Source organism: Nocardia higoensis NBRC 100133, from assembly GCF_000308595.1.
Lineage (GTDB): Bacteria > Actinomycetota > Actinomycetes > Mycobacteriales > Mycobacteriaceae > Nocardia > Nocardia higoensis.
Map to the genome: position 1 here is coordinate 19,596 of NZ_BAGA01000019.1, position 26,214 is coordinate 45,809.

The 26,214-nt window shown below is 69.9% G+C and carries 26 protein-coding genes; 14 read left to right on the plus strand and 12 right to left on the minus strand.

Annotation, left to right across the window (positions count from 1 at the left end; all coding sequences use genetic code 11):
• The first annotated feature begins 70 nt into the window (after positions 1–70).
• Positions 71–1,147 carry a phosphoribosylformylglycinamidine cyclo-ligase gene (gene purM, locus ON26_RS02680; protein WP_040794343.1) on the plus strand — a complete coding sequence of 359 codons (1,077 nt, stop codon included), beginning with the start codon at positions 71–73 and terminating at the stop codon, positions 1,145–1,147.
• Positions 1,148–1,463: 316 nt separating this feature from the next.
• On the opposite strand, the gene ON26_RS02685 is transcribed toward purM, so the two are convergent.
• From ON26_RS02685 to ygfZ, 4 genes are all read right to left on the minus strand, one after another.
• A complete protein-coding gene (locus ON26_RS02685) occupies positions 1,464–1,670 on the minus strand; it encodes a DUF3073 domain-containing protein (RefSeq protein WP_040794344.1) in 207 nt (68 codons plus the stop codon).
• A 176-nt stretch (positions 1,671–1,846) separates the two neighbouring features.
• Positions 1,847–2,794 carry an asparaginase gene (locus ON26_RS02690; protein WP_040794345.1) on the minus strand — a complete coding sequence of 316 codons (948 nt, stop codon included), beginning with the start codon at positions 2,792–2,794 and terminating at the stop codon, positions 1,847–1,849.
• Positions 2,791–3,501 carry an MOSC domain-containing protein gene (locus ON26_RS02695; RefSeq protein WP_040794346.1) on the minus strand — a complete coding sequence of 237 codons (711 nt, stop codon included), beginning with the start codon at positions 3,499–3,501 and terminating at the stop codon, positions 2,791–2,793. Before ON26_RS02695 ends, ON26_RS02690 begins: the two co-directional genes overlap by 4 nt.
• A gap of 114 nt (positions 3,502–3,615) precedes the next feature.
• Entirely contained in the window at positions 3,616–4,731 is a 1,116-nt protein-coding gene (ygfZ, locus tag ON26_RS02700) for a CAF17-like 4Fe-4S cluster assembly/insertion protein YgfZ (RefSeq protein WP_083883680.1), read from the minus strand.
• A 203-nt stretch (positions 4,732–4,934) separates the two neighbouring features.
• On the opposite strand from ygfZ, the gene ON26_RS02705 reads away from it, so the two are divergent.
• The 7 genes from ON26_RS02705 (at position 4,935) to ON26_RS02735 (ending at position 13,211) form a co-directional block, all read left to right on the plus strand.
• The gene (locus tag ON26_RS02705) at positions 4,935–5,852 is read left to right on the plus strand and encodes an aminodeoxychorismate lyase (protein WP_040794348.1); all 918 of its coding nucleotides are present in this window, start codon (positions 4,935–4,937) and stop codon (positions 5,850–5,852) included.
• Positions 5,853–6,027: 175 nt separating this feature from the next.
• Positions 6,028–7,533: a cytochrome ubiquinol oxidase subunit I gene (locus ON26_RS02710; RefSeq protein WP_040794349.1), complete on the plus strand. Its 1,506-nt coding sequence runs from the start codon at positions 6,028–6,030 to the stop codon at positions 7,531–7,533.
• An 11-nt stretch (positions 7,534–7,544) separates the two neighbouring features.
• Positions 7,545–8,576, plus strand: a complete 1,032-nt coding sequence (gene cydB / locus ON26_RS02715) for a cytochrome d ubiquinol oxidase subunit II (protein WP_040794350.1) — start codon at positions 7,545–7,547, stop codon at positions 8,574–8,576.
• Between the two features lie 7 nt (positions 8,577–8,583).
• Complete coding sequence (gene cydD / locus ON26_RS02720; protein ID WP_040794351.1) at positions 8,584–10,359, plus strand: thiol reductant ABC exporter subunit CydD; 1,776 nt, start codon at positions 8,584–8,586, stop codon at positions 10,357–10,359.
• A gap of 105 nt (positions 10,360–10,464) precedes the next feature.
• Positions 10,465–11,079, plus strand: coding sequence for a hypothetical protein (locus tag ON26_RS34085; protein ID WP_040794352.1), 615 nt, complete (start codon positions 10,465–10,467; stop codon positions 11,077–11,079).
• Positions 10,971–12,605 carry a thiol reductant ABC exporter subunit CydC gene (gene cydC, locus ON26_RS02730; protein WP_040794353.1) on the plus strand — a complete coding sequence of 545 codons (1,635 nt, stop codon included), beginning with the start codon at positions 10,971–10,973 and terminating at the stop codon, positions 12,603–12,605. Before ON26_RS34085 ends, cydC begins: the two co-directional genes overlap by 109 nt.
• A 333-nt stretch (positions 12,606–12,938) precedes the next feature.
• Complete coding sequence (locus ON26_RS02735) at positions 12,939–13,211, plus strand: hypothetical protein (RefSeq protein WP_040794354.1); 273 nt, start codon at positions 12,939–12,941, stop codon at positions 13,209–13,211.
• A gap of 21 nt (positions 13,212–13,232) precedes the next feature.
• Here the strand turns inward: ON26_RS02735 and ON26_RS02740 are convergent, their stop codons facing one another.
• From ON26_RS02740 to ON26_RS02770, 6 genes are all read right to left on the minus strand, one after another.
• Positions 13,233–13,931 carry a heme-binding beta-barrel domain-containing protein gene (locus tag ON26_RS02740; RefSeq protein ID WP_040794355.1) on the minus strand — a complete coding sequence of 233 codons (699 nt, stop codon included), beginning with the start codon at positions 13,929–13,931 and terminating at the stop codon, positions 13,233–13,235.
• Positions 13,932–14,126: 195 nt separating this feature from the next.
• The gene (locus ON26_RS02750; RefSeq protein WP_040794357.1) at positions 14,127–14,432 is read right to left on the minus strand and encodes a DUF1416 domain-containing protein; all 306 of its coding nucleotides are present in this window, start codon (positions 14,430–14,432) and stop codon (positions 14,127–14,129) included.
• Positions 14,433–14,438: 6 nt separating this feature from the next.
• The gene (locus ON26_RS02755; RefSeq protein ID WP_040794358.1) at positions 14,439–15,272 is read right to left on the minus strand and encodes a sulfurtransferase; all 834 of its coding nucleotides are present in this window, start codon (positions 15,270–15,272) and stop codon (positions 14,439–14,441) included.
• Positions 15,273–15,323: 51 nt separating this feature from the next.
• Entirely contained in the window at positions 15,324–15,842 is a 519-nt protein-coding gene (locus tag ON26_RS02760) for a DUF4395 domain-containing protein (protein ID WP_040794359.1), read from the minus strand.
• Between the two features lie 274 nt (positions 15,843–16,116).
• The gene (locus ON26_RS02765) at positions 16,117–16,563 is read right to left on the minus strand and encodes a thioredoxin family protein (protein WP_040794360.1); all 447 of its coding nucleotides are present in this window, start codon (positions 16,561–16,563) and stop codon (positions 16,117–16,119) included.
• Positions 16,560–17,372, minus strand: coding sequence for an LmeA family phospholipid-binding protein (locus ON26_RS02770; protein WP_040794373.1), 813 nt, complete (start codon positions 17,370–17,372; stop codon positions 16,560–16,562). The genes ON26_RS02765 and ON26_RS02770 overlap by 4 nt, the downstream gene beginning before the upstream one ends.
• A gap of 220 nt (positions 17,373–17,592) precedes the next feature.
• Between ON26_RS02770 and ON26_RS02775 the strand changes: the two genes are divergently transcribed.
• The 6 genes from ON26_RS02775 to pstB all read left to right on the plus strand — a co-directional run bounded on the left by ON26_RS02775 (position 17,593) and on the right by pstB (position 23,439).
• On the plus strand, positions 17,593–18,372 hold the full coding sequence (locus ON26_RS02775) for a winged helix-turn-helix transcriptional regulator (RefSeq protein WP_040794361.1): 780 nt from the start codon (positions 17,593–17,595) through the stop codon (positions 18,370–18,372).
• Between the two features lie 3 nt (positions 18,373–18,375).
• The gene (gene mshD / locus ON26_RS02780) at positions 18,376–19,290 is read left to right on the plus strand and encodes a mycothiol synthase (RefSeq protein ID WP_040794362.1); all 915 of its coding nucleotides are present in this window, start codon (positions 18,376–18,378) and stop codon (positions 19,288–19,290) included.
• Positions 19,291–19,566: 276 nt separating this feature from the next.
• Positions 19,567–20,679: a phosphate ABC transporter substrate-binding protein PstS gene (gene pstS, locus ON26_RS02785; protein WP_040794363.1), complete on the plus strand. Its 1,113-nt coding sequence runs from the start codon at positions 19,567–19,569 to the stop codon at positions 20,677–20,679.
• Between the two features lie 85 nt (positions 20,680–20,764).
• On the plus strand, positions 20,765–21,739 hold the full coding sequence (gene pstC, locus ON26_RS02790; protein ID WP_085998939.1) for a phosphate ABC transporter permease subunit PstC: 975 nt from the start codon (positions 20,765–20,767) through the stop codon (positions 21,737–21,739).
• Entirely contained in the window at positions 21,739–22,644 is a 906-nt protein-coding gene (pstA, locus tag ON26_RS02795; protein ID WP_040794365.1) for a phosphate ABC transporter permease PstA, read from the plus strand. The genes pstC and pstA overlap by 1 nt, the downstream gene beginning before the upstream one ends.
• 18 nt (positions 22,645–22,662) lie before the next feature.
• Positions 22,663–23,439: a phosphate ABC transporter ATP-binding protein PstB gene (gene pstB / locus ON26_RS02800; RefSeq protein WP_040794366.1), complete on the plus strand. Its 777-nt coding sequence runs from the start codon at positions 22,663–22,665 to the stop codon at positions 23,437–23,439.
• A 101-nt stretch (positions 23,440–23,540) separates the two neighbouring features.
• Here the strand turns inward: pstB and phoU are convergent, their stop codons facing one another.
• Both phoU and ON26_RS02810 read right to left on the minus strand, forming a co-directional pair.
• A complete protein-coding gene (gene phoU / locus ON26_RS02805; RefSeq protein ID WP_040794367.1) occupies positions 23,541–24,197 on the minus strand; it encodes a phosphate signaling complex protein PhoU in 657 nt (218 codons plus the stop codon).
• A gap of 125 nt (positions 24,198–24,322) precedes the next feature.
• A partial coding sequence (locus tag ON26_RS02810; protein ID WP_373280921.1) for an LCP family glycopolymer transferase occupies positions 24,323–26,214 on the minus strand: 1,892 nt, incomplete at its 5' end.

A 26,214-nucleotide genomic window follows, 5' to 3' on the forward strand; every position in this document is an offset into this window, starting at 1 on the left:
GCCCGAGATCCGGTTCGGGTAGCGTGATCAGGCATGTATCCGCCGATCCGGTTTGGAGCTCTCCCCGAAAATGACTGAACAGACCCCCACCGGCGGCGCCTCGTACGCCGCGGCAGGCGTGGACATCGAAGCCGGTGACCGCGCAGTCGAGTTGTTCGGGCCGCTGGCGAAGAAGGCCACGCGCCCCGAAGTCCAAGGTGGCCTCGGCGGTTTCGCCGGTCTGTTCGCGCTCAAGGGCGGTTACCGTGAGCCGCTGCTCGCCGCCTCCACCGACGGCGTCGGCACCAAGATCGCGGTGGCCCAGGCCATGGACAAGCACGACACGGTCGGTCTCGACCTGGTGGCCATGGTGGTCGACGATCTGGTCGTGTGCGGCGCCGAGCCACTGTTCCTGCAGGACTACATCGCCATCGGCAAGGTTGTCCCGGAGAAGGTCGCCGAGCTGGTCTCCGGCATCGCCGAGGGCTGCGTGCTGGCCGGCTGTGCGCTGCTCGGCGGCGAGACCGCCGAACACCCGGGCCTGATGGACCCCGACGACTACGACCTGTCCGCGACCGGCGTGGGCGTGGTGGAAGCCGATGCCGTCCTCGGCCCCGACCGGGTGCGTCCCGGTGACGTGGTGCTCGCCATGGGCGCCTCGGGCCTGCACTCCAACGGCTACAGCCTCGCCCGCAAGGTGCTGCTCGACATCGACCGGATGTCGCTCACCGGCCACGTCGAGGAGTTCGGCCGCACCCTCGGTGAGGAACTGCTCGAGCCGACCCGCATCTACGCCAAGGACTGCCTGGCGCTGATCGCCGAGACCGACGTGCGCACCTTCGCCCACGTGACCGGTGGCGGCCTGGCGGCCAACCTCGCGCGCGTCATCCCGGCCGGCCTGGTCGCCGAACTCGATCGCGGCACCTGGAACCCGGCACCGGTGTTCAAGATGATCGCCCAGCGCGGCCGGGTCGAGCGGGCCGAGATGGAGAAGACCTTCAACATGGGCGTCGGCATGGTCGCCGTGGTGGCGCCCGAGGACGTCGACCGCGCGCTGGCGGTGCTGACCGCTCGCCACGTCGAATGCTGGACGCTGGGCACCGTGAAGAAGGCCAAGGACGCCGATGCCGCACGGGCGCAACTGCTGGGCGAACATCCCCGATTCTGAGGCTTTCCATCGCGATACGAGAAGGGCCGATCATCCGTTTTGCGGACGATCGGCCCTTTTTCACGCCGTGGGGAAATTCCGGTTCCGGTTGATTCCGCGGCTGGTCGGTATCGATGAGAATTCACCGGGCGCCCGCATCAGGAGACGACGAAATCGTCATTCGGGATTACCCGGTGAAATTCGTTGTCCGGCAACCACCGAGGGTCACCGGACGTCGAATTGATTGTCTTGGCAAGCCTGCTCGACCGAGCCGCGTACCCGGCAACGTGCAAAAGGGAGGCCCCGTCGGCCTCCCCTGTTGACGTTGAATTCCGAGTCAGCGGCGCCAGTCGTCGTAGTCGTCCTCGTCCCAGCGGGACAAGGAGTCGTCCGAGTCGTGCTCATCGGACAACACGCCACCACTGTGCTTGGTGGGGTGTCCCGAGAGCTCGCGCTGAAGGCTCGCGAAGTCGGTTGGCGTCGAGCTGTACTTCAGCTCTCGTGCAACCTTGGTCTGCTTTGCCTTAGCCCGGCCACGGCCCATGGCTGACCCCCTCGCGTCACAGCGGGGCGGCCTGGGGTGTGTTGGCGGCCCCGTTCGAATTAATACTCTTCCTGACAGACACTTTAGCGTGTGTCCGGCGCTTGCGCTCCCATGAGTGACCGAAGTGCCTTCACCTGGGAGTTCGGGCGCCGCACCGCCGCCCTGTGCCGCGTCGCTCAGAGTATGCCGGGGATGGCCCGGATCACCCCCACCCGAGCGCCGCCACCGAGCACCGGCTGGGCCGCCAAATCGTCATGGACGGCCGTCCAGTCGATACCCATCCGTTGCAGAATCGCCAGCGTCAGGGGCATCCGTGCGCGGTCGCTGCCGTCTTCGATCTTGTAGGCGAATGCCGAACCGTCGGGGAGCGCGCCCGCGTGCACTCCGTCGGCGCCGATCTTGCACACCAGCCCGGGGGTTGCGGTCATGATCATCAGATCCGGCGCATTGGTGCCCGAAATCACTCGCGGGTTGGCACGAACGGCATCGGCGACCCGGCGCTCCGGGCTGCCCGGTTCGGCCGTGACGAGCCGGGCATAAGCGCCCGCGAGGTTGATAAGCGAGACCGGGATGATGGGCAACCCGCAGCCGTCGATACCCAGATCGGTCTCCGGCTCGCCGGTCAGTTCCACCACCGTGGCGGCGACGGCCCGCTGCAGCGGGTGGTTCTCGTCGAGATAGCCCTCGGTGGGCCAGCCGTTGATCGCACAGGTGGCGAGCATGGCGGCGTGTTTGCCCGAGCAGTTCATGTAGATCGGGCGCGGACCGGTGGCCAGCGCGTGGGCGCGGGCGTGTTCCTCGAACGGCAGGTCGGCGGGGCAGCCGAGGTCGGCCTCGCCGAAACCGAACCGGGTGAGCAGGCGTTCGACCAGTCCGATCTGGTCCGGCTCGCCGTAGTGGGAGGCGCTCGACAGAGCCAGCTCCACCTCGTCGGCCGGGTCGAACCCGAGCCGCAGCAGCGCCAGCGCCTGCATCGGCTTGTTGGTCGAGCGCGGGAAGATCGGCAGATGCGTCTCGCCGAGTGACACCGTCGGTTCGCCGTCCGGGCCGAGGACGACCACCGAACCCCGGTGCACGCATTCGCGGAAGCCCGAACGCACCACCTCGACCAGTTCCACGCTCACGAGGCCACTCCGTCCGCCAGGCCGTCGGCCGCGCCGCCGGTCGGCGAGGGCACGCCGTGACGCCGGGCGTGCCGATCGATCTGCGTCCTGATGTCGTCGGAGACCGAGGGCTCCTCGTCGAGCAGGGTGGCCAGCCGGCCCATGTCCGCGCCGGTGAACACCTCGCGCACGGTGACGCCGTGGCCGGGCTCGTGCACCACCTCGACGCGATCGCCCGCCCCGATCGTGCCGGCCCGCAGCACCCGCAGGTAGGCGCCGGTGTGCGCGCGCTCGGTGAAGCGCTTGACCCACCGCGCCTCGCCCGTCACCTGACCGAAGGTCGCGCACGGCACGCGGGGTGCGCTCACCTCGAGCAGGGTGTCGCCGATCGCCCAGCGGGCGCCGAGGACCGCATCGGAGACGGCCATGCCTTCGATGCGCAGGTTCTCGCCGAACCAGCCCGCGGGCAGTTCCCGGCCGAGCTCGGCCGCCCACAGCCGGGCATCCTCCTCGGCGTAGGCGTAGACGGCCTGGTGCACGCCGCCGTGGTCCCTGGTGTTGCAGACGTGGTCGCCGGTCAGCCCGAGCGGGCCGACCGCCACCCGGCCGGGGACCGGGCGCTTGTCGATCGCGGTGCGTCCGACCCGGCCGGGCACGGTCAGCTCGGCGTGCACCACGCACACGGCGAGCACCCGGGCGCGCCCGGCAGGGTCATCGGTGGTCTGCATCGGTTCGCCTCCCCGGCTCGGCCGGGCACGCGAGGCGGCCCGGTACGGCGGACATGTGATCGACGGACAGGTGATCGGACCCGGCCCGGCGCCGTACGCGCCGTACGGTGCCGATCACCGGCCCCGCAGCCGCTCGACGGCGAGCCTGCCCGCCTGCGGGCCGCCGTCCTCGGGAACCGAGTCCGGATCGATGGCCGCGGCGCAGGAGCCGACGGTGAGCGGGGTGTCGACGGGTACGGCGCGTTTGATCAACGCCAAGGCGATCGGGCCGTATTCGAAGTGGTCGACGACGGTGCCGAGCCTGCCGACGGTGCGCCCGCCCGCCGTCACGTCGTCGCCGGCCGCCGGGCGCTCGTCGCTGGAGCCGTCCAGGTGCAGCAGCACCAGCTGCCGCGGTGGCTTGCCGAGGTTGTGCACCCGCGCGACCGTCTCCTGACCGCGATAGCACCCCTTGTCCAGGTGCACGGCGCCGCGTTCGGCGACTCCGCCGATCCAGCGCACTTCGTGCGGAATGGTGCGTTCGTCGGTGTCGTACCCGATGCGAGGGCGCAGCGCGGCCACCCGCAGCGCCTCGAACGCCCACAGCCCGGCCGGCTCCGCGCCCGCCTCGGTGAGCTTCGTCCACCATGCGGTGAGCTGATCGCGGGGGACGACGAGATCGTAGGAATCCTCGGTCGGCCAGGGCATCCGGCGCAGGAACCCGCCGCCGGGCAGCGGCGCGACCTCGTAGACGCCGGGGAGTTCGGTGACGCCCAGGGCCTCGCGCAGGCTGTCGACGCGGGGCCCGAGCAGGCTCAGCACCGCGTGATCGTTCGCCGCGGCGGGTTTCGCGTCGGCCCAGAAGACCATCTTCGTCAGGAAGTCCAGCAGCGCCTGCCCGCGTTCGCCCTCGGTGTCGATCCACAGGGTCCCGTCGAGATCGCTGAGCACGAAGTGGTGCTGCACGCGACCGTTGAGATCCAGATCGAGGTTCTCCGCCGACTGCCTGTCGCCGAGCGCGGTGAGGTGCTGACTGGAGATGGTGTGCAGCCAGCTCAGCCGTTCGGCGCCGGTGATCGTGAGTACGAACCGATGCGAGCGGTCGACGACCGCGACCCGCTGGGTGGCGGCGCGCTGTTCGCCGAAGGGATCGCCGTGATGCCAGGCCACCGCGGCGTCCGGAGAACCGGGCCGACCCGCGACGGCGCCCGCGACGGAGAGCAAAGGGCTGGGTGCATCGTCCACGGACACCTCATCCACTCTAGGCGTGCGGACGCTCGCGTGCGCGCACCGGTCCCGCGGACGGTGAAATCGGGCGTGGCGGCCACGAATACGCGCCGTATCGGCGGTCGGCGGGCGCTCAGGACCGGATCCCGTGCCAAGAATGCGAAATCGGTGGTGGAAACTCGCGATTGGCGTAGGCGCGGGCAACCCGTTCCGCCTAGGCTCGACCCATGGTAGATCGAGTTCTTGTCACCCTCGACGGCGTCGTTCGCGACGCCGACGAGCCGCTGCTGTTCGCCGACGACATCGGGGTGCTGCGCGGCGACGGAGTCTTCGAGACGGTGCTGGTGCGCGATGGCGATCCGTGTGCGATCGAATTCCATCTCGGCCGGCTGCGCCGCTCCACGCAGGCGCTGGATCTACCCGAGCCGGAACTGGCGAAGTGGCGCGAGGCCGCGCAGATCGCCGCCAAGGAGTGGGGCAGCGATCGCGAGGGCGTGTTGCGGCTGGTGCTCACCCGCGGCCGCGACTCCGAGCTGAACCCGCCCTCGTCGGTCACCTCCGGCGATCTCGCGGCGGCCGTGCCGGTGCCGACGGCCTACGTGCTGGTGACGCCGGTGCCCGAGCGGGTCGAGAAGGCGCGCGCCGAGGGCGTCTCGGTGGTGACGCTGGCCCGCGGCATCTCGATCGACCTGGCCCAGGCCGCGCCCTGGCAGTTGCTCGGCGCCAAGACGCTGTCGTATGCGACGAACATGGCGGCGCTGCGATTCGCGCACCGGATGGGCGCCGACGACGTCATCTTCACCAGTACCGAGAACCGCGTGCTGGAGGGGCCGCGCTCGACGGTCGTGATCGCCAGGGACAAGGAGTTGATCACCCCGCCGGCCAAGAACGGCGTGCTGCCCGGGGTGACCCAGCGCGCGCTCTACACCGAGGCGACCAAGGCGGGCTGGGAATGCCGCTACGCGCCGCTGTTCACCGCCGACCTGCTGACCTGCGACAGCATCTGGCTGCTGTCCAGCATCACGCTGGCGGCGCGTGTCAATTCCCTGGACGGCCTGCGGATGTCGGCGCCGGACAACGCCGAGGAGATCATGGATCTCGTCGATCGCGGCGTCGAACGCGGTGGAGCGATCGGCGACTGGTGATCGCCGCGGCCCGATGGCGTGACGCTGCGCACTTCCGGTGCGCGGGCAGGCGCCGTCGGACAGCGAAACCGCACGTCGGCTGTGAAGTCGATGGGTTTTCGTGATGCGCACCTCGTTCTCTCCGGGCGCGAGCCGACGTAGCCTTGGCTACGACATTCCGTAGTAGGAGGTTCGGATGGATGTGCTGGACTTATCCCGGTGGCAGTTCGGTATCACCACCGTCTATCACTTCATGTTCGTCCCGCTCACCATCGGCTTGGCGCCGCTCGTCGCGGGCATGCAGACCGCTTGGGTGATCACCGGCAACGAACGCTGGTACCGGCTGACGAAATTCTTCGGCAAGCTCTTCCTGATCAACTTCGCGCTCGGCGTCGCCACCGGCATCGTGCAGGAATTCCAGTTCGGCATGAACTGGAGCGAGTACTCCCGTTTCGTCGGCGACGTCTTCGGCGCACCTCTGGCGCTGGAAGCGCTCATCGCCTTCTTCATGGAGTCGACCTTCATCGGCCTGTGGATCTTCGGCTGGACCCGGCTGCCGCGGCTGGTGCACCTGGCCACCATCTGGATCGCCGCTATCGGCGTGAATGCCTCGGCCTACTTCATCATCGCGGCCAACTCCTTCATGCAGCACCCGGTCGGCGCGCGGTACAACCCCGAACGCGGCCGCGCCGAGCTCACCAGCATCTGGGAAGTGCTCACCAACAACACCGCCCTGGCCGCGTTCCCGCATGTGGTCGCGGGCTCGTTCCTGGTGTCGGGCACCTTCGTGGCCGGTATCGCCGGCTGGTGGATGGTGCGCAACGCGCGCAGCGGCGACCCCGCGAAGATGGCCGAAGCGCGCAGCATGTGGCGTCCGGCCGGGCGGATGGGCGCTTGGGTGATCGCGGTGTCGATGATCGGGCTGGTGATCACCGGCGACATCCAGGGCAAGCTGATGTTCGACCAGCAGCCCATGAAGATGGCCTCGGCCGAATCGCTGTGCCACACGCAGGAAGATCCCGATTTCTCGGTGCTCACCGTCGGCACCCACAACAACTGTGACAGCGTCACCCACCTCATCGAGGTGCCCTATGTGCTGCCGTACCTGGCCGAAGGCAAGATCGACGGCGTCACCCTCGAGGGTGTCAAGGATCTGCAAGCCGCCTACAACGAGAAGTTCGGCCCCGGCGACTACCGGCCCAACCTGTTCGTGACCTACTGGTCCTTCCGCACCATGATCGGCCTGTCGGCCGGTTCGATCCTGCTGCTGCTGGCCGGATGGTGGGTGACCAGACGCGGGCGCATCCCCGATCAGCGCTGGTTCTCGTGGCTGAGCCTGCTGGCCATCCCCACCCCGTTCCTCGCCAACAGCGCGGGCTGGGTCTTCACCGAGATGGGCAGGCAGCCGTGGGTCGTCGTGCCCAACCCGACCGGTGACCCGTTGCTGCGGATGACCGTGCAACAGGGCGTCTCCGACCACGTGACGAGCACGGTGGTCATCTCGCTGGTGGTGTTCACCCTGCTCTACGGCCTGCTCGCGGTGGCGTGGTTCTACCTGATGCGCCGCTACGTGATCGAAGGCCCGGACCCGGCGCGCCGCCCCGAACCCCGCGGACCGGAGGACTACACCGGCGGTGCGGGCGCTGACCGGGGCGAAGAAGAGAAAGAGCCCGCCGTCGAACAACTGTCGTTCGCGTACTGAGGAGCCAGGCAATGAGTCTCGCGGAATTCTGGTTCGTGCTGATCGGCGTCCTGTTCACCGGCTACTTCGTGCTCGAGGGCTTCGACTTCGGCGTCGGCATGCTGATGCCCGTCCTCGGCAGGGGCGACGACACCCGCAGGCGGGTCGTGCTCAACACCATCGGCCCGGTGTGGGACGGCAACGAGGTCTGGCTGATCACCGCGGGCGGCGCGATGTTCGCCGCCTTCCCGGAGTGGTATGCCAGCGTGTTCTCCGGGTTCTACTTCGCGCTGCTGCTGGTGCTGGTGGCGCTGATCCTGCGAATCTGCGCCATCGAATGGCGCGGCAAGATCAACGATCCGCGTTGGCGGGCCCGCGCCGACCTCGGCATCGGGATCGGTTCGTGGGTGCCCGCGTTCGCGTGGGGCTGGGTGTTCGCCACCATCGTGCAGGGCGTCCCGCTGGATGAGGACAAGCGAATCGCCGGTTCCATCACGGACCTGCTCACTCCGTACTCGCTACTGGGCGCGCTGACCACCGGCCTGCTGTTCGCGCTGCACGGCGCGATCTTCCTCGGCCTCAAGACCGGCGGCGAGGTGCGCGCGGACGCGGTGCGCATCGCCAAGCTGCTGCTCGCTCCGACCGCGCTCGTGGTGGCCGGGTTCGGCATCTGGACCCAGGCGGCCCATGGGCAGGGCTGGACCCTGATCCCCCTGGCGCTGGCTGTGGTCGGGTTGGTCCTCGCCGCTGTCGCGGTGCTCGCCGACCGGGACGGCTGGGCGTTCGTCGGCACCGCCCTGACCATCGCCGCGGCCACCGTGCTGCTGTTCGGTGCGCTGTTCCCGAACGTGCTGCCCTCGACGATCTCGGAAGCCTTCTCGCTGACCGTCGACAACGCCTCCTCGACGCCGTACACGCTGAAGGTGATGAGCTGGGCCGCCGTCGTGGTGACCCCGGTGGTGCTCGGCTACCAGGCGTGGACCTACTGGGTGTTCCGCCAGCGCCTGACCGTCGCACACATCCCGGCGCCGATCGGGCTGAGCCGGCGGCCGGGCAAGGACTGACAACCCGATGGCCCGTCCGCCCGTCGACCCCCGCCTGTGGCGCCACGCCCGCTCGGCGCGTCGCTACCTCAGTTACAGCGTGGGCCTGTCGGTGCTGACCACGGTCTGCATCGTCGTGACCGCCGTCGCGCTGAGCCGGGTGCTGGCCGGTCTGATCACCGACCCGACGCGCCGCGAGTTCGCCTCCTGGACAACCGAACTCGCGGTGCTGGCGGTGGCCCTGGGCGGGCGCGCGGTGGCGAGCTGGTGGCAGGCGAGGCTGGCGCACCGGGCGGGCGCGAGCGTGGTCGCCGAACTGGAGACCGCCGTGCTGGCCGCGGGCGCCGGGCTCACCCCGCGCGAACTCGACGATCGCCGAACCGAACTCGCCGTCGTGGTCGGCACCGGCCTGGCCGGCCTGCGCGACTATCTGACCGGCTATCTGCCCGCCCTGCTGCTCACCGTTCTGGTGCCGCCGGTGCTGCTGGTGGTGATCTCCGCCCACGACCCGGTCTCCGGCGGCATCGCCGTGGTGACCCTGCCGTTGATCCCGATCTTCATGATCCTCATCGGCCTGCTCACCCAGGGCCGCGCGGCCGCCACCCTGGAAGCCACCACCCGGCTGTCCGATCAGCTGCTCGATCTCTTCGCGGGTATGCCCACCCTGCGCGCGCTCGGCCGCGAACGCGCCGGGGACGATCCGGGCGCCCCCTCGATGGCCCCGCGCGTCCGGGCGCTCGGCGACAGCCTGCGCATCCGCACCATGCGTGCGCTGCGCATGGCCTTCCTCTCGTCGATGGTGCTGGAGCTGCTGGCGACCCTCAGCGTCGCCCTGATCGCCGTGTCCATCGGCCTGCGTCTGGTCTACGGCGAGATGGATCTCTACGACGGGCTGGTCGCCCTCGTTCTCGCGCCCGAGGTGTACCTGCCGCTGCGCACGCTGGGGGAGCGGTTCCACGCCGCCCAGGACGGTATGGCCGCCGCGGACCGGGCCTTCGCGGTGCTCGAGCCGTCCGGTGCGGGCGCGCAGGCGACTGCCGTCCCCGGGGCCGTGGGTGCGCCTCGAGGTGCTGACGAGTGGCGCGAGGCCGATGCCGCCCGGCGCATCGGGGCGAACGGCGTCGGAACCGGCGCGGTGGGCGGTGCCGCGCATATCGCCTTGCGGGGCCTGGGGGTGCGCGCCAGGGACGGCTGGGCGCCATGGGAGCTGCGAGCCGATCTGCGGCCGGGTGCGCTGACCGTGCTGGCCGGGTCCAACGGCAGCGGCAAATCCACCGCGCTGTCGGCGATCCTCGGGCTGATCGAGCCCGAGCGCGGCCGAGTGCTCGTGGACGGAGCCGACGTGCGTGAGCTGGACCGGCGGGCCTGGTGGGACCGGCTGGCGTGGCTGCCGCAGCGGCCGGTGCTCGTGCCGGGCACCCTGCGCGAGAACCTGGAACTGCTTGGCGCGGGCGATCTCGGCGATCTCGATCAAGCTTGTGCGGCAACAGGATTCGATGCCGTGCTCGCGGAGCTACCGGGCGGATGGGAGACCGTCGTCGGCGCCGGCGGGCACGGCCTGAGCCTCGGACAGCGGCAGCGACTGGCCCTGACTCGCGTGCTCGCCACCCGGCGACCGGTACTACTGCTCGACGAGCCGACCGCGCATCTGGACGAGGCGAGCGAAGCGGGCGTCCTCGCGGCGCTACGCGAGCGGGCCGCAGCCGGCGCGACCGTCGTGGTGGTCGGGCATCGGCCCACCGTGCTGGCCGCCGCCCACGAGATCGTGCCCGTGCTGTCGAGAGACGAGGTGAAGGCGTCGTGAGCGCGTCATTCGGCTCCCACCCCGGATCCGGCAGAGCCGGCCGCAGCGACAGTGCTGCCTCCGGCACCGAAGCAGGCCGCTCTGCCGCCGGACCCGTGCGCGCCGGTGAGAACGCCGGTGGTGACGCGGCGCGGCGGCGTGCCGGTGGTGTGGATGCCGCCGGTGTCGGCGGTGGTGATGGCGGGCGGCGTCGTGTCGTTGGTGCGGCGGTCGGCAACCCTGCCGCGGGGCGGCGCACCGGACGCGCGGATGCCGGTGTCGGTGCCGGTGTTGGCTGCGGTGGCGCGGGGGAGCAGCGCACCGGAGGCGCGGATGCCGGTGGCGGTGCCGGTGATGGCGGCGGTGGCGTGCGGGAGCGGCGTACCGGAGGCGCGGACGCTGGTGGCGGTGCCGGTGGTGCCGGTGGTGCCGGCGGTGGTGTGCGGGAGCGGCGTACCGGAGGCGCGGACGCTGGTGGCGGTGCCGGCGGTGCCGGTGGTGGTGTGCGGGAGCGGCGTACCGGAGGCGCGGACGCCGGTGGTGACGTCGGGCTGCCGCGTGCCGAAAGCTCCGGTGCCGGCACCGGGCGGCCACGCTCCGGTCCTGCTGCGCTGTTCGCGGACCTCCGGCGGATGTGGCGGCTGCTCGAGCTCGCGCCCGCGCGGGTGGCGGTCGCGATCGGGTGGGGTGTGCTCTCGTTCGGCAGCGCCCTGGCCCTGGCCGGCCTGGCCGCGTGGCTGATCGCGCGGTCCTGGCAGATGCCCCCGGTGCTCGATCTGAGTGTGGCCGTCACCGCGGTGCGCGCCCTCGGTATCTCGCGCGGTCTGTGCCGGTACCTGGAGCGGCTGGCCAGCCATGATGTCGCGCTGCGCTCCATGACGACGGCGCGGACCAGCGTCTACCGCGGGCTGGCCGGCTCCGATATCTGGCTCCGCCGCGAACGCCGGACATCGGCGCGGGAGGGGTCGGATCGTCCCCTGCGCCGGGGCGACCTGCTGGTCCGGATCGGCAGCGATATCGACGATCTCGGCTCGGTCGTGGTACGCGCGCTCGTGCCCATCGCCGTCGCGGTGGTGCTCGCCCTGGCCGCGGTCGGCGCCATCGCCTTCATCTCACCCGCGGCCGCGGTGATCCTGGCCGCGTCGCTGGCGGTGTCGGGTGTGCTCGCCCCCTGGTTGTCGGCGCGCGCCGCCCGCGAGGCCGAGGTCGCGGTGCTCGCCGATCGCGCCGAGTTCACCGCCCGCGCTCTCACCGTCCTCGACCATGCCCCCGAACTGCGGGTCGCGGGCCGCCTGGACGACACCGTGGCCGCCGCCCGCGCTTCCGGACAACGCGCGGTGGCCGCCGAGGACGCCGCGGCTGGCCGTACCGCGTGGTCGGCCGCGGCGACGCCGCTGGCGATGGGCGCGAGCGTCCTCGGCGCACTGCTGGTCGGCGTCGCCGTCTACGGCCCCGGCGGCGGACTGCCGGGCGGCATGACGCCGATGGCGCTGACGATCCTGGTGCTGCTGCCGCTGTCGTCCTTCGAGGCGATGACCGCGCTGCCCGCCGCCGCCAAGGCCGTCACCACCGCGCGCGCGGCGCTGAGCCGCATCGAGCGCGCCGAACAAGCCGACCGGGACCGCCCGGCCACGGCCGAACGCGAAGGCGTCACGGCCACGGCCGAGGAAAGTCCCGTCGCCGACCTCCCGCCGGACCTCCCGCCGCTGCCCACCGGCCGCCGCATCGCCGTCGTCGGCCCCAGCGGCGCGGGCAAATCCACCCTGCTGATGGCATGGGCGGGCCTCCTGGGTGACCCCGGCCCGGCCCGCGCCGCCGGGATCACCTACTTCGCCGAGGACGCGCACCTGTTCGGCACCAGCGTGCTGGAGAACCTGCGCGTCGCCCGCGGCGACCTGACCGAGGCCGAAGCCGAGGAGGCGCTGCGCCGCGTCGGCCTGGGGGACTGGCTCGACACCTTGCCGCGCGGTCTGCACACGGATCTCGTCGGCGGCGCGTCGGCGGTGTCCGGCGGCCAGCGTCGCCGTCTGCTGCTCGCCCGCGCCCTGGTCTCCCCGGCCCGGGTGCTGCTGCTCGACGAGCCCACCGAACACATGGAAGCCGACGCCGGGGCCGACCTGCTGCGCGCCCTGCTCGACATCGGCTCGGGCCTGGTCTCGCCCGAACGCGCGGTCGTCGTGGTCACCCACCAACTGCCCGCGAACCACCGCGCCGACACCCTCGTCCGCGTCGAGCCGCCCTGGCGGATCACGATCACCCCGGCCTGACCGACCTGCCGCTACCAGCGCGGATTCACCCGCCGCGAACATCGCGGAAAATGCATTGCCGACCTGCTGAGCGGCGACTACTTTCGTCGGTACACAGGAAGGGAGGTGGTTCGAGGAATGGATAGTTCCAGGACATGTGAGGTGGCTGTCCGCTAGGCGCCCACCACTGGTGGTATCCGCCCGTACGCGTGTGCGCCGAGCGAATACCAGGCAGTCACCCGGCCCCCGAGTCCCCGGTCGCGTCCGCCCGGGATCGGTGCAGGCAGCAGCCCGCACCGGTACGGCTCGGGGGTCGTTCCTTTTCCGGGCCGATCCCCCGCGGGCGGTTACACCGTGGACGCGTTTCTGGCGTTGCGTGGTCTGCCCGAGCACACCGAGCTGATCGACGGGGGTCTGGTCTTCGTGAGCCCGCAGGAGAAGTGGCGCCGTCAGGTCCTGTCGCTGCTCCGCCGGGAACTCGATCTTCAAGCGCCGCCGCATCTACGCGCCGATCGCGAGATTGCGACGAGCCGCTACGTGCCGGTCGGCATCTTCCACGACCGGCTGAAGATCTCCGCGCCGTTCCCGATCGACATCGACCTGTCGGCACTCGGCCGCCGCGGCTGAGCGGCGGCCGCGCGGAGCGGGTCAGCCGATGTAGCGCTGGAGGCGGGCGGACAGGCGCGGTTCGAGCGGGCCGTCGGCGACCACGCGCTCTTCCACGTACGCCAGGTCCCCGCCCTCGACGATGCCGTAGAGCCGCTTGGCGCCGCCGACGACGATGCCGGACTGACTGCGGATCACCACATCGGTGGCGAGTTCCCAGGACGCCTGGGTGAGCGCGGTGCCGTAGAACAGTTCGACGATGCCGTTGCTGTGGGTCAGCAGCAGTTCGATGACCTCGTCGTTGCCGTCCACGCCGACCCGCCAGAAGCCGGTCTCCCGCAGGTCGGGTCCGGCGTAACCGCCGTCCGCGTCGAGGAACCAGCTGCGCGACTCCCAGGACAGGTAGTCGCCACCGTCGTGCGAGACGACGATCTGCTGGCCGAACCGGTAGTCGCCGCGCGCGGGGTCGTAGCCCTCGCCCTCGCCGCGCCAGACGCCGACCATCGGCAGCAGCGCGAGCACGGCGTGATTCAGATCCGGCCCGAGCCGCAGATTCGCGGTGTCCTCGGGCAGCGGAAGATCCGGCAGCACCGGAATGTTCCGGCCGCCGGTGGTTTCGGCCCGTTCGGCGGCGTCGGCAACGGCTCGATCGCCGCTGCGGCGGGGCGCGGCGGCGTGGCCGTTCATGGTGTCACTCGCGCGCTCGGCCGGTTCGGAACCTTCGCTCGCGAGATCGCTCATGACTCGGTGAACAGCCGGTAGAACACGTACAGACCGAACCATGCGATCAGTACCGACACCAGGACCAGCAGAACTTCGAAGAAGAGGACCACGTGCCGAGTCTATCGAGCCCGTCCCGGGACAGCGAAACGGCCCCGCGGCAAACCGCCGGAGATTCCGGCGGGAGCCACGGGGCCGTGCGCGCCCTACGGGGTCTTACTTCGCGACCGCCACGTCCACGTTGTGGATGCCCGCGCCTTCGGGGCTGATCTCGGCCGAACCGTTGCCGGCCGAGGACAGCGCGCGCACGGTCCACGAGCCCGGCGCGGCGAAGAAGCGGAAGTCACCGGTGCCGGAGGCGACGACTTCGGCGGTGAAGTCACCGTTGCCGTCGAGCAGGCGCACGAACGCGCCGCCCACCGGCTGGCCGTCGGTGCTCAGGACGCGGCCGGTGATGACCGTCTCCTTCTCCACGTCGACGCCCGCCGGAATGGCCTGTCCCTGGGTAGGTGCTGCACACATGACTGATTACTCTCCCAACTCGATCGGTGCACCGATGAGGGAGCCGTACTCGGTCCAGCTCCCGTCGTAGTTCTTGACGTTCTGGTGGCCCAGCAGTTCCTGCAGGACGAACCAGGTGTGCGAGGAGCGCTCGCCGATACGGCAGTAGGCGATGGTCTCCTTCTCGCCGTCCAGGCCGGCGTCCTTGTAGAGCTGGGCGAGCTCTTCGTCGGACTTGAAGGTGCCGTCCTCGTTGGCCGCCTTGCTCCACGGCACGTTGATCGCGCCGGGGATGTGGCCGGGCCGCTGGCTCTGCTCCTGCGGCAGGTGGGCCGGGGCCAGGATCTTGCCGGAGAACTCGTCGGGCGAACGCACGTCGACCAGGTTCTTGGTGCCGATGGCCGCGATGACCTCGTCACGGAAGGCGCGGATCGACAGGTCCGGCGCGGCGGCCTTGTACTGGGTCGCCGGGCGGTTCACGGCCTCGGTCGACAGCGGGCGGCCGTCGAGCTCCCACTTCTTGCGGCCGCCGTCGATCAGCTTGACGTCGTTGTGGCCGTAGAGCTTGAAGTACCAGTAGGCGTAGGCCGCGAACCAGTTGTTGTTGCCGCCGTAGAGCACCACGGTGTCGTCGTTGGCGATGCCGCGCGCGGAGAGCAGGTCGGAGAACTGCTCCTGGTTCACGAAGTCGCGACGGACCGGATCCTGCAGGTCGGACTTCCAGTCCAGGCGCACGGCGCCTTCGATGTGACCACCGTCGTAGGCGGAGGTGTCCTCGTCGACCTCGACGAAGACCACGCCGGGGGTGTTGAGGTTCTCTTCGGCCCAGTCCACGGAGACCAGGACATCGGAGCGAGCCATTGTGTTCCTTTCAGCGATGACAACTGCAGGGTCGGAAGTAACAGTGCAGGGTCAGTTCGATGCCGGGGATCCGGCCGGACGGAAACGGGCGACCAGCGGATAGATCCGGCAACCCAGGCAGATACCGAACGCGGCGTTGAGGAACGCCGCGAACAGGGCGAAGCCGGCGAATACCGCGCCGACCACGGTGGAGCCGAGCACGAAGCCCAGCAGGGAGACGGCCGCGAAGACGAAGCCGAGCAGCTGGGCGAAGCGCAGCGGCGGCGTCGGCTCGGTCTCGGTGACCGGGCCCAGCCGTGGCGCGACCAGCTTGCCGTAGATCAGGCCGTAGGGATGCTTACGCGGCCCGACCAGCGCGCCGATGCCGAACACGACCGCCTGCACGGCGATCAGGACGGTGGCGAGACCGGGGGAGACGGCTGCCGCGAGCAGCACCAGCACCAGCACGGCGGTGGTGATCCAGGCGACGAACCGCGGTCCGCGCACGTCGACCTGGTCGACGGTGGGCCGGGGAGCCGATTCGGGACGGGGGGCCTGCGCGCTGCGCGGCGATTCGAGGTGGGAAGACATTGTTGTGCGTACTCCTGCGCTGATTGCTTCGGTGGCGGATGGCCAGGTCGCCGGAGGATCACTCGGGGGATCACTCGCGCGGCGGGCAGCGGTCGGCGTCGGACAGAGCTGGGGGAGACGGCCGACCGTCAGCGGCACAGGCAGCAACAACCACCGAGTCGACACAGATCAACTGTGCGACGTCGGGTGAGCATCAGCTCGTGGTTGGCTTGCACGAAAGGCAGTTTACCCAATTCGAGCGGGAAATGGACCGGAGGGGTCGGACACCGGGTCCTCAGGCCTGGTCGCCCGCTGTCAAGGGGGCCAGCGCGGAGCGGAGATCGCCGGTCTTCGGGACGCCGGAGATACGGAAGCGCTCGCGGCCCTCGGCGTCGAAGACGAAGGTCGTCGGCAGCGAGAGCACATTGAGCTCGCGGGCCAGGGCGGGCTCGGCGTCGATGTCGACCTCGATATCGCGCGGCGGCCGCGGGCGGTCGGCCAAATCCGCTGTGACACCGGAGACCACGCGCCGCACCGCCGCGCACGGACCGCACCACTCGGCGGAGAAATGCAGCACCGCGGGACCCGCGGTGCCGACACCGGCGGCCGCGAGCAACTCGGCGCGCTGGGCGTCCTGCGCTGCCTCGCCGGTCGGCCTGGCCCGGCCGTCGCGGCGTTGCAGGAACAACCCGAAGCCTCCGGCGACGAACAGGACGACGATGAGAATTGTGATTTCTGTCATGGTTTCTGCAACTGATCCAGGTCGATGGTCACGTTCTCGCCGCGGCCCTCCACCACGATCTGGCCGCCGAGCGCGAACGCCTTCGTGGGTGTAACGCCGAACGGCAGGTCTTTGGTGTCGATCGTGCGGGTGAACATCGCGAGCACCGCCGGCTCGTCCACCGTCGGCGCCACGGCCGGATATCCGAGATCGCTGTCGTCGTCCTGGTGCAGGCCGGTGGCGGTGATGCGGATCTGGTCGCCGTCGAGCACGAGATCGGCGTCGACGGCCACCGCGACGCCGGTCTGTCCCGCCGCCATGTTCGTCGGCACACCGGTGCGCGGGACGGTGCCGGTGAGCACCAGTGCGCCCTCGGTCGTCATGCCCGATCCGCCCGAGCCGCCGGTTCCGTCGGATTTGTCCGCCGGCCGCGAATGCACTTGCAGGTCCGGAATGTTGAACAGCCGGCCGAGTTCGGTGGGCCGTACCCGCATGGCCGACTCGACCCGCTCGACGGGCACTCGCCTGCTGCCGCCGTCGTCGAGATCCTCCAGGTTCAGCCGGACACCGGTCAGCGTCGCGTCGATGGAGATCTCGCCGGGAATGTCGGGACGGACGGCGACGGCGGTGATGACCACGCTCTCGAACCTGCCGTCCAGCGCGTGGGAGATGAAGGGGAAGCCGTGGATGGTCACCTCCGGGTCGGCGCCGAGGGCTGCTCCTTCGCGCAGGGTGCGCGAGACCCGGTACTCGGAGTAGGCGGCGGCGCCGAAGTCGACGATCACCGCCAGGCCCGCCAGGCACAGCAGCCCGATGATCACCTTGCGCATGGTGGTCAACACTAGTGCGGCGCGCGGTTGCCGGACACGACGGTCCCGGCCGGAGTACATTCACCCGGACCGCGAGGTCATCGGGTTGCACGCGCTAATCTTGCATCCGATCACCTGTAACAGCGATGTGGCGTCCACGGTGCTCCGGTGTTGCTCGTGCTGCGAACCGCCGGCGCCGTTCGCCGCACGCAGGCCGTGCTATGAGATGGGAGGAGGGCTCGTGGAGCTGCTCCTGCTGACCTCCGACCCCAACCCCGAGTCGGTGCTGCCCTCGCTCGTGTTGCTGGCGCACAATGTGCGACCCGCGCCGACCGAGGTCGCGTCGCTGCTGGAGGCCGGGACCGCGGACGTCGCGCTGGTGGATGCCCGGACCGACCTGGCCGCCGCGCGTGGACTGTGCAGGCTGCTCGGCAGCACCGGCTCGTCGGTTCCGGTCGTGGCGGTCCTCACCGAAGGCGGCCTGGTCGCGGTCAACGCGGACTGGGGTCTGGACGACATCCTGCTGCCCGGCACCGGGCCCGCCGAGCTGGACGCCCGGCTGCGCCTGCTGGTCGGACGCAACGGCGGCGTGGCCAGCCCGGAGAACACGGGCAAGATCACACTGGGCGAGCTGGTCATCGACGAGGGCACCTACACCGCCCGGCTGCGCGGCCGCCCGCTCGACCTGACCTACAAGGAATTCGAGCTCCTCAAGTACCTCGCCCAGCACGCGGGCCGGGTGTTCACCCGCGCCCAGTTGTTACAGGAGGTCTGGGGCTACGACTTCTTCGGCGGCACCCGCACCGTGGATGTGCACGTGCGACGCCTGCGCGCCAAGCTCGGCAGCGAGTACGAATCGCTGATCGGCACCGTGCGCAATGTCGGTTACAAGGCGGTACGTCCCGCGCGGTCCTCGGTCAAGGGCGAGGCGCCGACTTTCCCGGATGAAGACGGGGCGGGCGGCCCGGCCGACGGCAACGGCGACGACGCGCTGGCGCCGAGCAGCGGATCGGCTCAGTAACCGATGGGCGAACCTGTTCTGCGGTGGCAGGAGACCGTGGACGCCCCGACGGCCGAGGCGATCCGGGCACTGCTGGAGCGTGCCCGCGCCGCCGACGGTGTCGCCGCGGTCTCCGAACAGGCGGTGCTCTCGCTGAGCGCGCCCGGCCGGACGAGGCATCTGCTCGCCGAGCGCGACGGCGCCCTCGCCGGATACGCCAGTCTCGTACCCGCACACGGTGATCACCCCGCGATGGTGGAGGCTGCGGTCGATCCCGCGCTGCGCGGCGGCGGTATCGGCGCCGCCCTGGTGCGGGCCGCGCTGGCCGAGGGCGGTCCCGGCGCCCGGATCTGGGCGCACGGCGATCTGCCCGCGGCGAAGAGTGTCGCGGCGGGGCTGGGCTTGCGCGTGGCACGCGAGCTCTGGCAGATGCGCCGCAGTCTGGCAACGCCCGAGCTACCCGCGGTGGAGGTGCCGGAGGGGCTCGTCGTGCGCACGTATACCGGCCCGGAGGACGACGCCGAGCTGCTGCGCGTCAACAACGCCGCATTCGACTGGCATCCCGAACAGGGCGGTTGGACCGAGCGCGAGATCGAGGCCAGGCGCGCGGAGCCCTGGTTCGATCCGGCGGGGCTGTTCATCGCGACCGATGCGGCCGACCCCGTGCGAATCCTCGGCTTCCACTGGACCAAGGTCCACACCGAGACCACGCCGCCGCTGGGCGAGGTCTATGTGGTCGGCATCGATCCGGCCGCCCAGGGCCGTGGCCTCGGCAGGCTGCTCACCCTGGTCGGCCTGCGGCATCTGCGCTCGCTCGGGCTGGAGACGGTGCTGCTCTACACCGAGGCCGACAACACCGCGGCGGTCAACACCTACACGAAGCTCGGGTTCACGCCCTTCCACGTCGACGTCGCCTACGGCGAGCCGATCGGCGCTTGAGATCGCCTGCACCGGGTAGACCCCCGGTGTCGGTCCGATGTCGGCGCGGTAACCGGGATCGAACCGGTGGCAAACATCACGCTATTACCACGCAATCGCGTAGTCCTGTTCACCCTGCGTTCATCCTCGCTCGTCCGGCTGTCAACCGGGCGAATTTACTTTGTTACTCGGGCAACGAGTGTTGCCCGGTGAGCGAGTTCGGCCGAACGGCCACCATGACCACCCGCCCGGGCCGGTGAGGGACCGGGCGTGTCGGAAGCGAATTCCGGAGGAACAGTGAATCTCAAGCGCAGCAGCGCCCTCGTGGGCGTTCTGGCGGCCGTCGCCATGCCACTCGTCGCCTGTGGCAGTGACGACAACAGCGCGGCGGGCACGGGCACCGAGGCCAACTCCAGCGTCGAGTGCGGCGGCAAGGAGTCGCTCAAGGCCAGCGGCGCGTCCTCGCAGAAGAACGCGATGGAGCGCTTCATCGCCGCGTACGAAGCCAATTGCGACGGCTTCACCCTGAACTACACCTCTAGCGGCTCCGGCGCGGGCGTCAACGAGTTCGTCGGCGGCCAGACCGACTTCGGCGGCTCCGACTCCCCGCTGAGCGAGTCCAAGGGTGAACCGGCCAAGGCCGCCGAGCGCTGCGGCGCCCCGGCGTGGAACCTGCCGACCGTCTTCGGCCCCATCGCCATCACCTACAACATCGCCGGCGTGACCGACCTCGTGCTCGACGGTCCGACCGCGGCCAAGATCTTCAACGGCTCCATCAAGACCTGGGACGCCCCGGAGATCAAGGCGCTGAACCCGAAGGCCACCCTGCCCGCCGAGCCGATCGCCGTGATCTTCCGCTCGGACGAGTCGGGCACCACCGACAACTTCCAGCTCTACCTGGACGCCGCCTCCGGCGGCGCCTGGGGCAAGGGCGCGGGCAAGTCCTTCGCCGGCGGCGTCGGTGAGGGCGCCAAGGGCAACGAGGGCACCTCGGCCGCGGTGAAGAACACCAAGAACTCGATCACCTACAACGAGTGGTCCTTCGCCAAGGCGCAGAACCTCTCGGTCGCCCAGATCGTCACCTCCGCGGGTCCGGACCCGGTCACGCTCTCGGTCGAGACCGCGGGCAAGGCCATCGACGGCGTGAAGATCAAGGGCCAGGGCAACGACCTGGTGCTCGACACCAGCTCGTTCTACCGTCCCACCCAGGCGGGCGCCTACCCGGTCATGATGGCCACCTACGAGATCGTGTGCTCGAAGTACACCGATGCCGCCACCGGCGAGGCCGTCAAGGCGTTCCTGACCTCCGCGGTGACCAACGGTCAGGCCGGACTCGAGGACAACGGGTACATCCCGATCCCCGACGCGTTCAAGACCCGGCTGACCACCGCGATCGAAGCGATCTCCTGATTCAGCCATGACAGTGCACCCTGAGGTGGCCGGACCGGACCTGTCGAAGTCGACGGGTCCGCTCCCGGCTGGAGATACTGCGCAGATGCCGAGTGAACCGAAATTCGAGAAGGCGGCAGGCGCCGGAAAGGCGCCGCACAGCGGCCGGGCGGAGACGGTCTTCCGTTCGCTGGCGACCGCGGCGGGCGCGACCATCGTCGCCTCGATCGCGCTGATCGCCTTGTTCCTGCTGATCCGCGCGGTGCCATCCCTCAGGGCCGACACGGTCAACTTCTTCACCAGCACCGAGTTCAACACCACCGACGCGGGCAACCTGCGCTTCGGTATCAAGGACCTGCTCATGGTCACGGTGTTGAGCTCGGTGTTCGCGCTGGTGATCGCGGTGCCGATCGGTGTGGGCATCGCCCTGTTCCTGACCCACTACGCGCCGAAGGCGCTCGCCCGGCCGTTCGCCATGCTGGTCGACCTGCTCGCGGCGGTCCCCTCGATCGTCTTCGGCCTGTGGGGCTTTCTGGTACTGGCCCCGAAGATCGAGCCGGTGCAGCGGTTCCTGAACGACCACCTCGGCTGGTTGTTCCTGTTCGCCGACGGCAACGTCTCGATCTCCGGCGGCGGCACCATCTTCACCGCGGGCATCGTGCTCGCCGTGATGATCCTGCCGATCATCACCTCGGTTTCGCGTGAGGTGTTCAACCTGACGCCGGTCTCGCACATCGAGGCGGCACAGGCCCTCGGCGCGACCAAATGGGAAGTCGTGCGGATGACCGTGCTGCCCTACGGCCGCAGCGGCGTCATCGCCGGTTCCATGCTCGGTCTCGGCCGCGCGCTCGGTGAGACCATCGCGGTGCTCATCGTGCTGCGCACTTCGGCACAGGCGGGGAACTGGTCGCTGTTCGACGGCGGCTACACCTTCGCCTCCAAGATCGCTTCGGCGGCATCGGAGTTCAGTTCGCCGCTGCCGACCGGCGCCTACATCGCGGCCGGCTTCGTCCTGTTCGCGCTGACCTTCGTGGTCAACGCGCTGGCCCGGCTCGCCGCGGGCGGAAAGGTGAACGGCTGATGACCACGCTCACGAAGTTCGATCAGCCGGTCAAGGCGCCCACCTTCCGGCATGTGAGTGCCTCCCGGCGGATCAAGAACAACCTGGCCACCGCCGTCTTCACGCTGTGCTTCGCCATCGCGCTCGTCCCGCTGGGCTGGGTGCTGTGGATGGTGCTCAGCGAGGGCATCGGCGCGATCGTGTCGTCGACCTGGTGGACGAACTCGCAGAAGGGCATCCTGCCCGATCAGTCCGGCGGCGGCGTCTACCACGCCATCTACGGCACCATCGTCCAGTCCGCGGTCGCCGCGGTCATCGCGGTGCCGCTGGGCATCATGGCGGCGGTGTACCTGGTCGAGTACGGCAAGGGCAGGCTGGCGAAGGTCACCACCTTCATGGTCGACATCCTCGCCGGTGTGCCCTCGATCGTCGCGGCGCTGTTCATCTTCGCGCTGTGGATCGCCACCTTCGGCGCACCGCAGAGTGCCTTCGCCGTCTCGCTCGCCCTGGTGCTGCTGATGCTGCCGGTGGTGGTGCGCAGCACCGAGGAGATGCTCAAGCTGGTGCCCGACGAGCTGCGCGAAGCCTCCTACGCACTCGGCATCCCGAAGTGGAAGACGATCGTGCGCATCGTCATCCCGACCGCCGCGCCCGGCATGATCAGCGGCATGCTGCTGGCGCTGGCCCGCGTGATGGGCGAGACCGCGCCGGTGCTGGTCCTGGTCGGCTACGCCAAGTCCATCAACACCAACCTCTTCGACGGCAACATGGCCTCGCTGCCGCTGCTGATCTACCAGGAGCTGGCCAATCCCGAAGCGGCGGGCCGCGAACGGGTCTGGGGTGCGGCGCTCACGCTGATCCTGCTCATCGCGCTGCTGTACGGGGCGGCCGCGGTCGTCAACAAGCTGCTCACGCGGAACCGATAGAAGCGAACGGAAACTGACATGGCCAAGCGGATCGACGTCAAAGAACTGAACATCTTCTACGGCAAATTCCACGCCGTGGCCGATGTGTCGCTGACCGTGCTGCCGCGTAGCGTGACCGCGTTCATCGGTCCCTCCGGCTGCGGCAAGTCCACCGTGCTGCGTTCGCTCAACCGGATGCACGAGGTGACCCCGAACGCCCGCGTCGAGGGCGCGGTGCTGCTCGACGGCGAGGACATCTACGGCGACCACGTCGACCCGGTGGGCGTGCGCCGCACCATCGGGATGGTCTTCCAGCGCCCGAATCCGTTCCCGACCATGTCGATCCGCGACAACGTGGTGGCCGGCCTGCGTCTGCAGGGCGTGCGCGACAAGAAGGAACTCGACGAGGTCGCCGAGCGCTCGCTGCGCGGGGCGAACCTGTGGAACGAGGTCAAGGACCGGCTCGACAAGCCGGGCGGCGGGCTGTCCGGTGGTCAGCAGCAGCGTCTGTGCATCGCCCGCGCCATCGCGGTCTCGCCGGACGTGCTGTTGATGGACGAGCCCTGCTCGGCGCTCGACCCGATCTCCACGCTGGCGATCGAGGATCTGATCACCGAGCTGAAGAAGGACTTCACCATCGTGATCGTCACGCACAACATGCAGCAGGCGGCGCGCGTGAGCGATCAGACCGGCTTCTTCAACTTGGAGGCCCAGGGCAAGCCGGGCCGGCTGGTCGAGATCGACGACACCGAGAAGATCTTCTCCAACCCGGGGAAGAAGGCCACCGAGGATTACATCTCCGGTCGCTTCGGCTGATCCGGCATTCGGGTGGGCCGGCCCCTGAGCTCACCCGGATACCGGCATACGGAAGGGCCCCGCGCGAAATCGCGCGGGGCCCTTCCGTCGTGTCGTGGCACTCAGTTGTCGCCGTCGGGCGGGAGCTCGCCGGTGACCAGGAAGACCACCCGCCTGCCGATCTCGACGGCGTGGTCGGCGAAGCGCTCGTAGTAGCGGCCGAGCAGCGTGATGTCGACCGCCGCCGCCACGCCGTGCTTCCAGTCCCGGTCCATCAGCAGGGTGAACAGATGGCGATGCAGGTCGTCCATCGCCTCGTCGTCCTGGTTGAGCTGGGCGGCGCGCTCGGGATCACGGGATTCCAGCACCTCGCGGGCGCTGTGGCCCATGCTGACCGCGATCCGGCCCATCTCGGCGAAGTAGCCGTTGACTTCCTCGGGCAGCGCGGGCTGGGGATGCCGTCGGCGGGTGACCTTGGCGACGTGTACGGCGAGCACACCCATGCGGTTGACATCGTTGACGATCTGGATGGCGCTGACCACCTGGCGCAGGTCGCCTGCGACCGGCGCCTGCAGCGCGAGCAGGGCGAATGCGCGTTCCTCGGCGTCGGAGATCAGCTCACCGATCCGGTCGCTCTCCCCGATCACCTGTTCGGCCAGCGCGAGGTCCGCGTGGAGCAGCGACTGGGTCGCCCGGTCCATGGCCGAGCCCGCCAGGTCGGCCATCTCGCCGAGGAGTGCGGCGAGATCGGCCATTTGCTCGTTGTAGATGACACGCATGGTTGCAGAGCCTAGTGCGGTGCGGCAACCACGTCACCAACGGTGGGTTAAGGGTGGGTGCTGGGACGATGCCGGACCGCCCCGGACCCGGCCGGTGTATCCGGCGCACGCCGCGCCGGTTCGGCTCAGGCGCACAGCTCGCCCGCCGCGTTGACGTGCTCGAGGTCTTCGGGCAGTTCCAGCGGCGCCTGCTTGGAGACGCCGACGGCGGGCAGCCCCGTGATGGCCGCGCCGACCTGAGTCGGGCTCTGCACGACCAATCCGTTGGCCGAGTCCATGCCGATCACGATCTCGACGATGCCGCCCAGATCCTCGTCGATCTCCAGGCTCGCGCCGGGCACCGCGCTCGCGACCGTGGCCGCCTCGTCCTCGTATCCGCTGGCGAAGCGAACCTTGGTGACCGAGGACGTGCCGCCATCGAAGTTGGTGGCGTTGTAGATGCTGAAGCCTTCGTTGCCGAACCTGTTCGCCGCCGCGGCCGCCAGGCCGGAGTAGCCCGAGCCGTTGGAGACCAGCAGGCTGATCGTCTCGGGATCGACGGCCGTGTACTCCGGTGGGGCCGCGGGCGCGGGCGGGGTCTGCGGCTCCGGCTCGTCCGTGGTCTGTTCGCCGGGCAACGGGCGGTCGTCGCGGATCGCCGAGAAGATCGCTTTGATGTCGGTCTCGCGCGGGATCTCGTTGCCGTAGGAGGTGGTGCCCGCGGTCGGGATGGTCAGGAAGGTGACCGCGCCCGCCTCGACCTTCTGCAGCGAACGGCCGAGCCGCAACAGATCCTCGGGCTTCACGTTGTCGACGAAGGTGTGCTTGGTGAAGGCGCTGATGAAGCTGTTGAGCTTGCCGGGATCGAGCAGCACATTGCTCGACAGCGCCCCGCGCAGCAGCGAGGCCATGAACCGCTGCTGGCGGTTGATGCGGTCGTAGTCGCTGCGCTCCTCGCCGTAGACATGCCGGGCCCGCACGAAGTTCAGCGCGGTGTGGCCGTTGACCACCTGCTTGCCCGCCTTCTCCAGCACGGTGCCCAGGATGCTGTCTTCCAGCGGCTTGTTGGTGCACACCTCCACGCCGCCGATCGTGTCCACCATCGCCTCGAAGCCGGCGAAGTCGATGCCGATGAAGTGGCCGATGTTCAGGCCGGTCATCTTGCGCACCACGTTCACCAGGCAGCGCGGTCCGCCCAGGGCATAGACGGCGTTGAGCTTGTCGCCCATCGCCGGGGGGAAGGTCTCGTCGGTGTAGTCGGCGTTGTCGTTGTCCCAGCGGTTGCACTGGGGCCGGGTGACGTCGAGATCGCGCGGGAACGACACCGCCACCACGCGGCGCCGATCCTTCGGGATGTGCACGAGCATCACGGTGTCGGCGCGCGCGCCCTCGGCGTCCTCGAGCGTGCCCGCGCCCATGGTGCCGTTCACGCCCGCGCGGGTGTCGGTGCCGACGATCAGATAGTTCTCGTCGCCGAGCTGGGCGTCGCCGTCGACCACGTCCTCCGGATTGTCGTCCAGCGCCGAGACCTGGGTGAAGCTGTTGCCGGTGGACTGCAGGTAGCTCCAGCCGCCGCCGGTGGTCAGCAGGGCGAGCACCGCGAACAGCGCCGCCATCGAACGGCCCAGCGTCGTGACCCTGCGGTTGCGGCGCTGCTTGCCCGCCGCCGCCCGCGACAGGGGCGCGCTCGGAACAGCTTTCGGTTCGGCCCGCAGGCCGCTCTTCGGGTCCGCGCCCTTGTCCGCTGGGCCTTTTCCGGTGACGCTCTGCTCTCCGGTGCCCTTTTCTCCGGCGCTTCGATCTGCGGCGCCACCGTCGCGGATCGTCTCGGCCTTGCCGCCACCGGCGCCCGGCCACCGGCTGCCCCGGCCGGCTCCGCCGTCTGCCACCGCCGCGATGACGTCGGTGACCTCCTCCGGCCGCTCCGGCGGCACGGCCTTGCCCCGGTCGCCGCGCTTGCCCCGCCGCGACCCGGGCGCCACCTGCTGCCCGCCGGTGATGTCCTCGACGACGGGCGAGGTCCGGCCGCGCCGACCGG

What these genes read in the sequence shown, in the direction of transcription:
- purM (WP_040794343.1), top strand. Translation starts at nt 71, where the DNA reads ATGACTGAACAGACCCCCACCGGCGGCGCCTCGTACGCCGCGGCAGGC.
- ON26_RS02685 (WP_040794344.1), bottom strand. Translation starts at nt 1,670, where the DNA reads ATGGGCCGTGGCCGGGCTAAGGCAAAGCAGACCAAGGTTGCACGAGAG.
- ON26_RS02695 (WP_040794346.1), bottom strand. Translation starts at nt 3,501, where the DNA reads ATGCAGACCACCGATGACCCTGCCGGGCGCGCCCGGGTGCTCGCCGTG.
- ON26_RS02705 (WP_040794348.1), top strand. Translation starts at nt 4,935, where the DNA reads ATGGTAGATCGAGTTCTTGTCACCCTCGACGGCGTCGTTCGCGACGCC.
- ON26_RS02710 (WP_040794349.1), top strand. Translation starts at nt 6,028, where the DNA reads ATGGATGTGCTGGACTTATCCCGGTGGCAGTTCGGTATCACCACCGTC.
- cydB (WP_040794350.1), top strand. Translation starts at nt 7,545, where the DNA reads ATGAGTCTCGCGGAATTCTGGTTCGTGCTGATCGGCGTCCTGTTCACC.
- cydD (WP_040794351.1), top strand. Translation starts at nt 8,584, where the DNA reads ATGGCCCGTCCGCCCGTCGACCCCCGCCTGTGGCGCCACGCCCGCTCG.
- cydC (WP_040794353.1), top strand. Translation starts at nt 10,971, where the DNA reads ATGTGGCGGCTGCTCGAGCTCGCGCCCGCGCGGGTGGCGGTCGCGATC.
- ON26_RS02740 (WP_040794355.1), bottom strand. Translation starts at nt 13,931, where the DNA reads ATGAGCGATCTCGCGAGCGAAGGTTCCGAACCGGCCGAGCGCGCGAGT.
- ON26_RS02750 (WP_040794357.1), bottom strand. Translation starts at nt 14,432, where the DNA reads ATGTGTGCAGCACCTACCCAGGGACAGGCCATTCCGGCGGGCGTCGAC.
- ON26_RS02755 (WP_040794358.1), bottom strand. Translation starts at nt 15,272, where the DNA reads ATGGCTCGCTCCGATGTCCTGGTCTCCGTGGACTGGGCCGAAGAGAAC.
- ON26_RS02760 (WP_040794359.1), bottom strand. Translation starts at nt 15,842, where the DNA reads ATGTCTTCCCACCTCGAATCGCCGCGCAGCGCGCAGGCCCCCCGTCCC.
- ON26_RS02765 (WP_040794360.1), bottom strand. Translation starts at nt 16,563, where the DNA reads ATGACAGAAATCACAATTCTCATCGTCGTCCTGTTCGTCGCCGGAGGC.
- ON26_RS02770 (WP_040794373.1), bottom strand. Translation starts at nt 17,372, where the DNA reads ATGCGCAAGGTGATCATCGGGCTGCTGTGCCTGGCGGGCCTGGCGGTG.
- mshD (WP_040794362.1), top strand. Translation starts at nt 18,376, where the DNA reads ATGGGCGAACCTGTTCTGCGGTGGCAGGAGACCGTGGACGCCCCGACG.
- pstC (WP_085998939.1), top strand. Translation starts at nt 20,765, where the DNA reads ATGCCGAGTGAACCGAAATTCGAGAAGGCGGCAGGCGCCGGAAAGGCG.
- pstA (WP_040794365.1), top strand. Translation starts at nt 21,739, where the DNA reads ATGACCACGCTCACGAAGTTCGATCAGCCGGTCAAGGCGCCCACCTTC.
- pstB (WP_040794366.1), top strand. Translation starts at nt 22,663, where the DNA reads ATGGCCAAGCGGATCGACGTCAAAGAACTGAACATCTTCTACGGCAAA.
- phoU (WP_040794367.1), bottom strand. Translation starts at nt 24,197, where the DNA reads ATGCGTGTCATCTACAACGAGCAAATGGCCGATCTCGCCGCACTCCTC.